Genomic DNA, 12707 nt, shown 5'->3' on the forward strand with positions numbered 1-12707 from the left:
TGGGATTTCGTACAGAGCCTAGTACGGTAACCATACTGCCCGACTGCTTCTCGCTGTATGAAATCATCCATCCATTGAGGGACCTCAAAAGAAGTGATTTTAGCACCAGGGCGCAATCCTAAAAAATACTCAGCGTGCTCAAAGCCCCCTATATTTATGTTAATAGTTCCTTTTTTAATTACTGGATCACCAGCATCATTTATACTAATTAATTCGCGACTCGCCTTAGTCATTCTACCACCTTGCACGCGAAAAACCGTAGGGTTAATTGGTACTGAAACCATACGTCCCGCGCTAGCCTTGGCAGCCGCCCCGCCAAGAAAAAATGGGACACTGCTATTTCCGATAGCATAAGCATCTCCATCAACCAATGCTTTGAAAGGTGAGACAGCGCTCTGCACCACACCTCCAACTCCCTTCCAAACAGTGGTGGTGACACCGTCGTTTTTAACGCTATTAAACAGATCACTCCTCATAGAATAATCATACTGCATACCCAATAGGTAAGCCGCAAACCTAGTCACTTGCGATACAGTATCAAGCGACATTTTACCTGCTTGAACATATGGATATGCCAAATCCTCTGGAAGACTATAGAGACTATCATTCCACCCTGACAGCATAACACCCATATTATTGAAAATCTTGAAGCCCTCATAGCCACTTACAGGTTCCACCGAGTCTGATCTGGCATAGATATGCACGCCATCGGCAGGAGTAATGAACAGGGTGGACTTATCTCGTTTTTCAACGATGCTTCCTGCATCGGTAGACATCATGCCTTGCATTTTATCTGCATCAACGGAAGCGAGCGCATACCTGTAGCGATCCCGATTCGATACACCCTGAAGCTGGCGAACGGCATAATCAACCAACGCATTCCCGAACGCATCTGCCGCAACTTGGCCGTAGTCAGGACGCGAGCCGCCAAACCATTTGTCCCTAGGCTCTGTACGAAATCCCGAGAAACCCAGTCGGCGCTCCTCGGAAGCTGAAGTTTTGTAGAGTTTCCAGCCATCTACGGAAAGGAATCCTATGATGGCTAAGCGTTACGAACTCTCGGATGAGGCCTGGGCTGTGGTTACTGATCTCTTCACCGAAACCCATGGCCGGGGGCGGCCCCGCCTGAGCGACCGCCTGATGCTCGATGGCGTGCTCTGGGTGCTCTGCTCAGGTGCCGCGTGGAGAGCTAAATCACAAATGGAGTGCCGACCCGTTCAGCACAGCACCATCTACTGTAGGAACGCGCACACGCAGTGCAATCAGCAGCGCGGCCAGCAGCATCAGCACGGCCGCCGCCACGAATACGCCTGCGCTGCCACCGAGGCTGAACATTGCCCCACCAGCGGCAGCGCCCGTGGCGATGGCCGACTGCACAGACGCTACCACCATGCCCCCGGCGCTTTCCGCCTGGTCAGGAACCGCGCTGGCGACCCAGTTCGACCACGCCACCGGCACACCCCCAAAGGCCAGGCCCCAGACCGCCAGCAGAACGGCCTGCCCTGGCACCGACGCCGGCAACAGGACCAGCGCCAGTGCCGCAACGCCCACCAGCGCAGGCATCAACACCAGGGTGGCCAACGGGTGGCGGGTAAGCATCCACCCGGCCACCAATGTGCCGACAAAGTTCGCCACACCAAAACCCAGCAACATCAACGACAGCCCCTGTGGGCCAATGCCGGTCGTACCTTCGAGGAATGGCCGAACATACGTGAACATCGCGAAGTGGCCGCTGTGCACCAGCACACAACCGAACATCCCCATTGCAATGCCTGGCCGCTGCAACACCTCAAGCACCGTGCGCAGGCGTGCCGGCTGACGCGGCGCAAGGCTCGGCAGCGTGAGTGACTGGAAAACCAGGGTCGCCACCCCCACCGCCGCCGCTGCAAAGAACGCGCTGCGCCAGCCATAAAGCCCGCCCAGATAACTGCCCAGCGGGACCGCAACCACCGTCCCGATGGCGATGCCGCTGAAAATGATCGAGAGCGCTCGCGGCAACAAAGCCCCCGGCACCAGGCGCATCGCCACCGCCGCCGCCATGCTCCAAAACCCGCCAAGCGCGATGCCCAACAAGATGCGCATCAACAACAGCACCGCGAAACTGGAGGAAACGGCGACCAACAGATTGGAAGCGATCATCAACGTGGAAAAACCCAGCAACACCCAGCGGCGATCGATACTGCGAGTCAGGCCTGGCACCAACAGGCCGGCGAACAGCGCCACCACGGCTGTCACCGTGACCGCTTGGCCAGCCAGCGCTTCGGATACCCCCAACTCGGTCGCCATCGGCGTCAACAGGCTGGCCGGAAGGTACTCAGCGGTCAGCAAGCCAAACACGCCCATGGCCAACGAGAATACGGCCATCCACGCGGGGGTTGCAGGTTCTGCATCCGGCCCGGCGCCGGAACGGCTGTCGGGTACGGCATTGCATACAAGGTCAGTCATTGCACGGATCTCCCAATCTTCAAGTGCGACCCGCAGTCTAGGCGCGAGAATTCGGATGATCTATGATCGAAAAACTCAACTTTTTGACCAAAACACCTGAACAATGCCGACAGACCCATTTGCCCTCTCTTCCGATCTCATCAACGAGCTGTTGCGCGGCATGCGCCTGCGCGGTGTCGAGTACCGGCGTATCCAGGCGGGTCCGGCCTTCGGCTTGGGCTTCGCTGCCAAACCCGGGCATGCCTGGTTCCACTTCCTGGCGTTCGGCAACACGGTGCTGCGCATGGAAGACGGGACAACCTATGCGCTGTCCGCCGGTAACGCCGTCTTCATCGCCCATGGCGCGGCCCATCAATTGCTCTCGCATACGCACGTGCCCGTGCAGGACATCGACCTTCTGGACGGTGAGCCTCTCGGCGACACCGTCAGCGCGGTGGACACCGGAACCGATGCCGGCCCCATGCCGACCACGCTTTTGTTCAGTGGATGCATGGAATTCGAATTGGGCAGCCTCCATGGCCTTGGCAAGCTGATGCCGGGCCTGATGCTGATTGATGCCGGTGGCCAGCGTTACCCCGGGCTGGTGCCTATTCTCACCACCATGGAGCGCGAGGTCAGCGCCGCACGCGTTGGCTTCGCCGGCATCCTCGCGCGATTGGCCGACGTGGTCGCCGCGATGGTCGTTCGAGGTTGGGTCGAGTGCGCCTGCGGCAACGCCTCCGGCCTGGTTGCCGCCCTGCGCGACCCGCGGCTGGCAGGTGCACTTCTGGCGCTGCATCAACAACCGGGCCGCGACTGGACCGTCGAGCAGTTGGCGGAGCAATGCAATACGTCCCGCTCGGTCTTTGCGGAGCGTTTTCAATTGACGATCGGCATGACCCCGCTGCGCTACGTCACCGAAGTGCGAATGCGGCTTGCCAGCCAGTGGCTGACACTGGAAAGGATGCCAATTGAAGAGGTCGCGCAGCGTTTGGGCTATACGTCTCAGGCGGCGTTCAGTCGGGCCTTCAAGCGTGTTACGGGTAATACGCCTGGGTTGAGTCGGAGGTTGAGGCCGTCGGCTGCCACCTGAAGCTGAGTGGAATTATTAGTGGATGGGCCACAATGGGCGGCATTGGCATTATTCAAGATAAACGAATGGCAACGGACGACGGCCAGCCAAGTGACGTCGAAGCCTTCACCCGCCAACTGGTTGAATGTGTCCAGCACCGCCTTGTGCTCCAGCCGGCTGGAGATGATGTGTCGTCGCTGCCCTGCCGACGCGGCGATGCCCTTGAGGGCGAGGTTGTTGGATTCGGTTGCACCGGAGGTCCACACCACCGCCCCGGTGCCTTTATGGCGACCTAACCGTGCAGGAAGCGGTCAGTTTCGCGGTACAGCACATCGGCAGGGATCGCATGGTCTGCACCGGGTACTACAACCAGTCGGGCGCCCGGCAGGTGCTCGGCGATGATCTTCGATTGCACCGGATCGCAGATCCAGTCTTCAGCGCCGCAGATCACCAGCGCCGGGCATTTGACCCGAGCCAGTTGCTCAACCACATCAAACGCATGCCATACCTCGGGCTCGTACAGGTCGTTGTGCACTTTCGCCCGGTAGATGCCGGTGCGGCTGCGTTCGAGCAGGCCGTCCAGATCCGGGGCGACGCCGTCCGGCACGTACATCGGCGCCAGGGCGAACATGATCAGGCGGAACTCTTCGTCGTCCACAAGCGTGGGCGTGAAGATTTTCTGCAACATGGCTTCGGTGGCCATCGGCGCTTTCTTCGCCGCCCGTGCCTTGAGGTTGGCGGTGGCCTCCACCTCGTGCCGATAGCTCGGCGCGGTGCCGCGCAGGATCAGGTGCGACAGGTGTTGCGGATACCGCACCGCATACGCCTGGGCAATAAAGCCGCCGAACGAGCCGCCCTGCAGGATCAGCTTGCGCCCGCCGCCGAGGGTCACGCGCAGTTGCTCGATGTCTTCGACAATCTGATCGAAGGTGAACGGCGGCGTCACGCTCGAATGGCCGTGGCCGCGCATGTCGAAGCCGATGACTTTGTAGCGGTCGCCAAACGCGGCGTGGGCGGCGAATACGCCGTCGTGCTGGCCTTGACCGCGACCGCCGTGGAGAACGATCAGTGGCTGTTCATTGGTTTCACCGGCGATCGAGTAGTTGAGGGTCGCGCCGTTGATGACGATGGATTGGTTACGCTTGATGTCCGGCATGTGCCTCGCCTTGCGGTTGTCGGGTTGGCCGGCACGCGCCAGCAGCGGCGCCAATGCGGCGCCCGCGGTGAGTGTGCCGAGGGTCTGGAGCACGGTTCTCCTGTGCATCGATGGTCCCTCAGAAGTTGTAGGCAAGGCGCGTGTACCAGTAGCCGCCACCAAAGCCGAACGGCGAGATGTAGCCGTATTGGCCCAGCCCGGTGCTGCTGGTGATGCCGTTCTTGTCGGGGACCACGTCGAACAGGTTGTTGGCCCCCACTTCCAGCGACACGCCGTTGCTGAAGTCGTAACCGACGTTCAGGTCGGTGATCCATTTGGCGCCGAAGGTACGGTCGGTGTCCTGGGTCGAGCCCGGCTGGGTCACTTCGCCAAAACGGGTCACCCGCAGGTTGCTGCGCCACTGGCCGACACGCCAGTCGGCACCGAGGATGATCTTGTCGCGCGGGTTGCCGCGCAGCAGGTAGCCCTGGGCCGAGTGGCCGAAAACGCCGCTGCCCGACGGCGTGGTGATGTCGTCCTTGATGCTTTCGATCTTGGTCTCGTTGTGGTTGAGCGCGGCGCTCCAGCGCACCTGGCCGAACTGGCCGTAGTCGGCGCGGTAGTCGGTCAGCAGGTCGACGCCACGGGTGCGGGTATCGACAGCGTTGGTGTAGAACTGCGCGCCGTTGAAATCACGCAGGCCGTAGGACTCCATCACCGCGACGACATCGCGGCCGGTGAGGATGTCGGACAGCACCAGGCGGTCGTCGATATTGATCTGGTAGACGTCCAGGGTGGTGGTCATCTGCGGCAGCGGCTGCCAGGTGAAACCGACGCTGAAGTTCTGCGATTTCTCCGGTTTCAGCGCCTTGGCGCCGAGTGCCTGGCCCACCGCCGAATCAGGCGCGAGGTGCTTGTAGTAGTACTGGGTGTAGCCGTTGGTGGTGGCCTGGTAGGAACTCACCGAACTCTGCTGGTAGACGCTCTGCGCCAGCGATGGCGCGCGGAAGCCGTTGCTCACGGTCGCGCGCAGGGCGAACTCGGGGGTGAAGTCGTAGCGGGTGGTCAGCTTGCCGTTGGTGGTGCTGCCGGCCGAGTCGTCATAGCGCTCGTGACGCAGGGCCACCGCGGTGTAGAGCTTGTCGGTGGGATAAAAGCCGACATCGACGTAGCCCGCGTAGACATTGCGGTCGGCCTGGCCGGCATCGTCAGGGCTGACGCCACGCACGCTCGACGAGGTGTTGGGCTCCTGACCGGCGAAGGGACCGCTGGTGTAGACGTAGTCGCCGCGCGCCCAGGACAGGTACTCGCCCTGCCCCAGTTTCCAGTCTTCGAAGCGGTGCTCGACGCCGAACGACACTTGGGTCGGCTTGGCCAGGCCGATGTCGAACGCTTGGGTGAAATCGAGGTTATTGACCCACTGCTTGAACGTCTGGCTACCCATGTAGAACGTGGTCGGGCTCTCGGGGCCGAAGCTGGCGTTGAGGTTGCGTGAGGTGGTCAGGCGAATGTAGTCGCGGCTGTAGCTGGTACTCAGGTCGGTGTTCCAGCCGGCCAGTTCGCCACGGGTGCCGAACACCACCTGGAAGTCGTCCTCGTCCAGCGGCCGTTTGGCCGAGGCGCCATCCGGGTAGATCTCGGTGATGTTGCCGTTGGCGGTGGCCTGGCGGAAGTTGGCGTGCTTGTAGCCGTCGCGGTGGCTCAGGGTCGAGAACGAATACAGCGAAGTGACATCGGACAGCGGCAACTCGGCGTTGTAGGCGAAGTTGGTGATGTTGCTCTCGGGGTTGCCGTAGCCTTCGTTGACCACCTCGTAGGCCTTGGGCACACGGGTCACGCCATTGGCCGCGAAGCCTTCGCGGACCACCGGTTCGGCCCGGGTGAAGCGGTCCTGGTTGCGGTTTTCCAGGGCCAGGTGGACGAAGCCGTCGTTGGGCAGGGCAAAGCCGTGGCTGACGCTTTCCTGGCGGGTGGAGCCATCGCCCAGGTAGTTCTGGCCGTAGCTGGCCGAGGCCTGTCCGCCGCTGTCTTCCTGCTTGAGGATGATGTTGATCACCCCGGCGATGGCGTCCGAGCCGTATTGCGCGGCAGCGCCGTCCCGCAGGACTTCGATGCGTTCGATCAGGTTGGTCGGAATCAGGTCGAGGTCGGCCGGGGTCGAGCCGCTGCTGGTCCAGGAGCCGCTCTGCAGCAGGCCGCTGTTGTGGCGGCGCTTGCCGTTGACCAGCACCAGCACCTGGTCGGCGTTGAGCCCGCGCAGGCCGGCGGCGCGGATCACGCCGCTGGCACCGGCGCCGCTCATGGCCGGCAGGTTGTAGGACGGCAGCAGTGCGTTCAGGGTTTCCATCAGGCCGTCGCGGCCCACGGTCTTGAGCTGCGCGGCGGGGATCACGTCGATCGGTGCCGGGCTGCTGATGACGGTGCGCTGTTCGCCCCGGGTGCCGGTGACGGTCACGGTTTCCAGCGCCGGATCGGTGGCAGTGGCCGCCAGGGCGCTCTCGCTGAGCAGCCCGACGCTGGCGAAGATGCACAAGGCAAGCGGTGAGTAAGGATGAGGGGTGCGGCTAAATGTTGGCATCGTTATAGGGCATCCAGTGGTACTGAAGTGGATACCGCGTACCGTGGTCGGCTGACGGCGTGTGCGCCTCTGGCGCACGTTGGTTTTTGGGGTTTTGGGTTCGGCAAGGCGGAACGGGTCTGCTGCTCAGGTATCCAGTCCATAGATGTCGCGGGCGGCGGCGGGCGAGATCCGCTCTTCGCGCAGGTCCTGGAGCACCTTTTCCCGTGCGCGCTGCCTCGGGTCGCCGACACCGCCGCCACCGGAGGTGATCGCGGCCGCGGTCTGGCCCGGCTGCAAGGTGCCGGTGCGGTTGCGCAGCGCGGCGACGCCAGCGCCCAGTTCGATCCGCGAGGTGCTGCCCGGCAAGCCACCGACAAGGCCCCACGGTGGCACGCGGTTGTGTGGCCCGCCGAGGTTGACGGTGGCGACATGATCGACCGGCGAAACGACCCGGCGGATGGCCATGCCACCGCGAAATTCGCCGGCGCCGCCGGAGTCCTGGACCAGTTCGTAAGCGTGGATCATCAGCGGGTGCTCGCTCTCCAGCGCCTCGACCGGGATGTTCGCCGAGTTGGTGCCATGCACGTGCACGCCGTCGATACCGTCCTGGGCAAAGCGTGCGCCGAGGCCACCGCCCATGCTCTCGTTGTAGACATTGAACTGGCCAGTGCGCGGGTGAACGCCGCTCATGGTCAGCACCGTGACCCCGGTGGACCCGGCCAGCACCCGCTCGGGGATGGCCTGGGCCAGGGCCGCGAAGAGCATGTCGGTCAGGCGCTGGGCAATATCGTGACGGCTGTACACCGCCGCTGGCGGCGCGGCGTTGACGATCGAGCCATAAGGCGCGCTGATGCGGATCGGTCGATGCAGACCGGCGTTGGCCGGCGTGTCGCTGTCGATCAGGGTCTTGACCACGTAATACACCACCGCTCGCAGCACCGTGGCGACCATGTTCAGCCCCGAGCGGGTCTGCGGCGGGCAGCCGTCGAAATCGAAGAGGATCTCCTCCCCCGTCACTTCGATGGCCACTTTGAGGGTGAGGATGTCCGGCCACAGGCTGGTATCGAAGTCGTGCTCGAACACATAGCGGCCGTCCGGGATCGCGGCAATCCCGGCGCGGGTCTTGCGCTCGCTGTAGTCGAGCAGCAGCGTGCTGGCCTCGGCCACGGTGGCGGCGCCGTAGCGCTCGCAGAGTGCCTGGACCCGCTCCACGCCGAGTTTGTTCGAGGCCATCTGCGCGCTGAGGTCGTTGATACGCTCGTGCGGCACCTGGCAGTTGAGCAGAATCAGGTCGAGGACATCCTGCTGCACCTGGCGCTCGCGGTAGAGCTTGATCGGCGGGATGCGCAGGCCTTCCTGATAAATATGGGCATGCCCACGGTCGACGAAATCGGAGTGGTGCGCCAGGTTGGCGACCCAGGCGAACAGCCGGCCTTCGACGAACACCGGCTCCAGCAGGACGATGTCATTGAGGTGAGTGCCGCCGCCGGTGTGGGCATCGTTGCCGATGAACACATCACCGGCGCGCACCGCACTGAGGTCGGCGCGCTTGAGGGTTTCGGCGACGATGCCCAGCAGCGAGCCGAGGTGCAGCGGGATCTGCTCGGCTTGGGCGATGATCAGACCCTCGGTGTCGAAAATCGCCGCGGAGCAGTCGCGCCGCTCCTTGATGTTGGCCGAGTAGGCGGCGCGGATGATCGCCTCGCCCATCTGCTCGACGATGGTCGACAAGGCGCAGCCAATCACCTCGACGGTGATCGGATCGACCTTGCGGGCGACGGGGGTAACGGACGGTGCGCTCATTCGCCTTGCTCCTCGATCAGGATGTTCAGATAGCGGTCCACCGTGGCCCGCTGGCCCTCCAGCACCAGGGTCGTGCTGTCCATCTGTTCGATGATCGCCGGCCCGTTGAGCGAGTGCCCGGCACCCAGCCGCTCGCGGTCATAAACCGGTGTGGCGACGAAGCCGCGAACCTGCGGATACCAGACCTCGCGCTGGCCCACCCGGGCCTCGGCGACGTCGCCCGAGGCCAGTGGCTGCTCGACCAGCACCGCCTTGTCGACCTTGCCGGTCGCTTCGACGCGCATGGCGATCACATGGATCGGCTCGTTGGCGGCGTCGAAGCCGTAGATCTGCCGGTGCTCCAGTTCGAAGGCCTGGCGCACCCGCGCCAGCCAGTCCGCGGCAATCGGCCCCGGCGGGCTTTCGATCAACAGCTCATGGGCCTGACCGGCATAGCGCGCATCGACAAAGCGCTTGACCTGACGCGCCTCGACGGCGATCGCCTCCTGCTCGAACCAGTCGCTGGCCTGTTGCTCCAGGCCGTCGAAGCCCTGTTCCAACGCGGCGCCCCCGGCCTCGTCCAGGCGCAGCAGGCAGCCCTTGGCGAAATGGGTGCGGGCGTCGCTGAGCAACAGGCCCATGGCACAGAGAATGCCCGGGTTGCGCGGCACCAGAACCCGGCGGATCTCCAGCTCGCGGGCCAGGCGCGCGGCGTGGAGCGGTCCGGCGCCGCCGAATGCCATCAGCACAAAGTCACGCGGGTCGTGGCCGCGCTCGATGGAAATCACCCGGATTGCCTTGGCCATGTTGGCCGTGACCACCGACAGAATGCCCTGGGCCGTTTCGAACAGGTCCATGCCCAGCGACTGCGCGAGGCGGTCGATGGCCTCGACGGCCTGGCCCCGGTTGATCGGCATGCGTCCGCCCAGCAGGTGCGTCGGGTTGAGCACCTGCAACACCACATTGGCGTCGGTGACGGTCGGCTCCAGGTTGCCCTGGCCGTAGCAGACCGGCCCCGGCCAGGCACCGGCGCTAGCCGGGCCGACCTTGAGCAGGCCGCCGGCATCGACCCGGGCGATGGAACCGCCACCGGCGCCAACGGCGTGAATATCCAGTTGCGGCACTTTCAGCGGGTGACCGTGGACGCTGGCGCGGGTCGACAGCGACGCGGCGCCGTTGCGGGTCAGGGACACGTCGCTGGAGGTGCCGCCCATGTCGAAGGTGATGATGTCGCCGATCCCCGCAGCCCGCGCCACTTCGACCGCGCCCATGACCCCGGCTGCCGGCCCGGACAGCACCGTCTTGACCGGGTACTGCGCGGCATGGCTGGCGGAGATGATGCCGCCGTTGCTCTGGGTCAGGCGCGGCGCCGCGGCAACGCCCAACGCGGCCAGCCGCGGTTGCAGGCGGCCCAGGTAATCGCGCATCACAGGGCCGAGGGCGGCGTTCACCAGGGTGGTGGAAAAGCGTTCGAACTCGCGGTACTCGGCCGCGACCTGATGCGAGGTGCTGACGAACACGTTCGGCAGGCGCTCTTCGAGGATCTTCGCGACCGTCGCTTCATGCTCCGGCGCCAGATGGGAAAACAGGAAGCCCACCGCCACCGCTTCCACACCCGCCGCCTCAAGTTGCGCGACGCGCTCCAGCACCTGACGCGGGTTCAGCGCCTTGGCCACCGAGCCGTCGAAACGCACCCGCTCGTCCAGCTCCAGGCGCAGGTCGCGGGAGGCCAGCGGGGTCACCTTGCGCACTTGCAGGTCGTACAGCGTCGGCCGGGTCTGGCGGCCAATTTCCACCACATCGCGAAAGCCCGCAGTGGTCAGCAAAGCGGTGCGCGCAGTGCGGCCTTCAATCAGGGCGTTGGTCGCGACCGTGGTGCCGTGGCCGACGTAGGCCACGTCGCCGGCGGGCTGGCCGCTCACCTGCAACACCTCGCGAATGCCGGCGACGATGGCCTCCGACGGGTCGGCGTTACTGCTGCTGATTTTCCATACTTGCAGGGTGCCGCTGGCCGGATCGTAGAGGCAGATGTCGGTGAAGGTGCCGCCGGTGTCCACGCCTATTCGCAGGCCCCGGGCGGGTAGCGCGTTGCGCTTTTCAGTCATTCCCGCCTCTCCCGTTAAAATTCTCTTTTGACATGATTGAACGCCATGAATGCTTAATATGAATACTAAAGAGCAAAGTGAAGGTTCACCAATGGTTTAATCGCATATCGTTATATCGGGTTCAGGAGGCGGAATCGGCGGATTTGGCAGCCTCTGCAGGCTGCATGTCGTAGGCGCGGACCCAGTCATCTGAGCGGGCCTGCCACTGGATGCGCGGCGAGGCGCCATAGGTGAACGGCTGCTCGTAGAGATACAGCACCGGCGCCTGCTCGCACAGGTGGGCGGTGGCCTCCTGGTAAGTGGCGCGGCGTGTCGCTTCATCGAGAACGCTGCGCCCGGCGGCGAGCAGGCGGTCGAGCCTCGCGTCGCGGTAATAGGCGTAGATGCTGTCGCTTTGCAGCAGCGACAGCACGCCGTCGGCATCGAGGCTGGGCCAGGCGTAGGCAAGCAAGGCCATGTCGCCGAGCTTCTGCGCCTTGAGGTAGCGGTTGATCCAGGTGGAAAAGTCGTACTGCACCAGCTCGATATCCAGGCCGACATCCTGCAATTGCGAGGCGATCACCTGGGTCACCTCGTCGCCTTGCAGGTAAGTGTTGGCCGGTACTTCCAGACGCAAGCGGGTGCCTGCGGCGACACCCGCTTCGGCGAGCAGGCGCCGGGCCTTCGCCGGATCGTAGGGATAGGCCCGCAGGTCCGCGTTGTAGCCGAAGTAGACCGGCGTAAGCAGTTGGCAAGCGCTGACTGCCGCCTGGCCATCGAACAGCGCGGAGGTCATGCCTTGCTTGTCAATTGCGTAATTGAGCGCCTGTCGCACCCGCACATCGTTCAACGGCGGGCGCAGCGTATTGAGTTTGATGAACACCGAGCGAGTACCCGGCGCACTGACGCCGGCCAGCGCCCTGCCGCTGCCCTGGATACGCCGCACCTCGCTCAGTGGGATGGCGTTGATCCAGTCGACCTCGCCGGCCAGCAGCGCCGACACCCGCGCCGAGGCATCCGGCAGGCTGTGCAGGCGCACCTCGTCGAAGGCCGGGTGCGGCTGCCAGGACTGCTCGTTACGCACCAGCGTCAGCACATCGCCCTGTTGTCGCGAGGCGATCCGGTACGGACCGCTGGGCATCACCTCGCGGGCGGGATCGTGGCTGGCGGTCCAGCGCGGCGGCAGCATGAACAGCATCGACAGTTGCGCCGGCAACGTCGGAAACGCGCCGTCAGTGACGATCACCAGGGTGTGCGGCCCTTCGGCATGGGCGCTGGCGATCTGCCGGAACCACGGCGCGATGCGCGACTTGGTCGCGGGATCACGCACCCGGTTCAGGTTCCACACCACGGCCTCGGCATCCAGCGGCTCGCCGTTGGCGAAGCGCGCCTGCGGCGCGAGGTCGAATTCCCAGCGGGTCGGCTCCAGGTTGCGCCAGCGCAAGGCCAGCGACGGCTGCAGGCGCAGGTCCGGCCCGCGCAGGATCAGCGCGTTGTACAGGTGACTGGCCACGCTCAGGTCGGTAGCGATGGTCGCGGACATGTGCGGGTCGAAGGTATTCACCTCGCCGTTCAGGGCGATATCGACATGGCTGTCGGCCTGGGCCGGCAGCGCCAGGGCAATCAGCAGGGCAAGCAAAGCACGCATGG

Annotated in this window: 8 protein-coding genes and 2 pseudogenes; 2 read left to right on the forward strand and 8 right to left on the reverse strand. The window is 64.1% G+C overall.

The window, feature by feature from the left end; genetic code table 11:
- Positions 1–875, reverse strand: an 875-nt coding sequence (locus NTD88_RS01775; protein ID WP_262155327.1) for a hypothetical protein, incomplete at its 3' end; no start/stop codon positions are given.
- A gap of 163 nt (positions 876–1038) precedes the next feature.
- Between NTD88_RS01775 and NTD88_RS01780 the strand changes: the two are divergent.
- Positions 1039–1188, forward strand: a pseudogene (locus tag NTD88_RS01780) (transposase); the annotation flags it as partial.
- Between the two features lie 6 nt (positions 1189–1194).
- Here NTD88_RS01780 and NTD88_RS01785 read toward each other — a convergent pair.
- Positions 1195–2445 carry an MFS transporter gene (locus NTD88_RS01785; protein WP_262155328.1) on the reverse strand — a complete coding sequence of 417 codons (1251 nt, stop codon included), beginning with the start codon at positions 2443–2445 and terminating at the stop codon, positions 1195–1197.
- A 103-nt stretch (positions 2446–2548) separates the two neighbouring features.
- On the opposite strand from NTD88_RS01785, the gene NTD88_RS01790 reads away from it, so the two are divergent.
- Complete coding sequence (locus NTD88_RS01790) at positions 2549–3517, forward strand: AraC family transcriptional regulator (RefSeq protein WP_262155329.1); 969 nt, start codon at positions 2549–2551, stop codon at positions 3515–3517.
- 80 nt (positions 3518–3597) lie between these two features.
- Here the strand turns inward: NTD88_RS01790 and NTD88_RS01795 are convergent.
- The 6 genes and pseudogenes from NTD88_RS01795 to NTD88_RS01820 all read right to left on the reverse strand — a co-directional run.
- A pseudogene (locus NTD88_RS01795) lies at positions 3598–3771 on the reverse strand (aminotransferase class V-fold PLP-dependent enzyme); the annotation flags it as partial.
- Positions 3772–3788: 17 nt separating this feature from the next.
- Positions 3789–4760 (reverse strand): alpha/beta fold hydrolase, encoded by a 972-nt coding sequence (locus NTD88_RS01800; RefSeq protein ID WP_095155095.1) that lies wholly within the window; start codon positions 4758–4760, stop codon positions 3789–3791.
- Between the two features lie 10 nt (positions 4761–4770).
- Positions 4771–7209, reverse strand: a complete 2439-nt coding sequence (locus NTD88_RS01805; RefSeq protein WP_262155330.1) for a TonB-dependent receptor plug domain-containing protein — start codon at positions 7207–7209, stop codon at positions 4771–4773.
- A gap of 126 nt (positions 7210–7335) precedes the next feature.
- Complete coding sequence (locus tag NTD88_RS01810; protein ID WP_262155331.1) at positions 7336–8994, reverse strand: hydantoinase B/oxoprolinase family protein; 1659 nt, start codon at positions 8992–8994, stop codon at positions 7336–7338.
- Positions 8991–11078, reverse strand: a complete 2088-nt coding sequence (locus tag NTD88_RS01815) for a hydantoinase/oxoprolinase family protein (RefSeq protein WP_262155332.1) — start codon at positions 11076–11078, stop codon at positions 8991–8993. The genes NTD88_RS01810 and NTD88_RS01815 overlap by 4 nt, the downstream gene beginning before the upstream one ends.
- A 121-nt stretch (positions 11079–11199) precedes the next feature.
- Positions 11200–12705 carry an ABC transporter substrate-binding protein gene (locus NTD88_RS01820; protein WP_262155333.1) on the reverse strand — a complete coding sequence of 502 codons (1506 nt, stop codon included), beginning with the start codon at positions 12703–12705 and terminating at the stop codon, positions 11200–11202.
- Positions 12706–12707: the final 2 nt, after the last annotated feature.

The organism is Pseudomonas sp. 20P_3.2_Bac5, from assembly GCF_025466035.1.
Lineage (GTDB): Bacteria > Pseudomonadota > Gammaproteobacteria > Pseudomonadales > Pseudomonadaceae > Aquipseudomonas.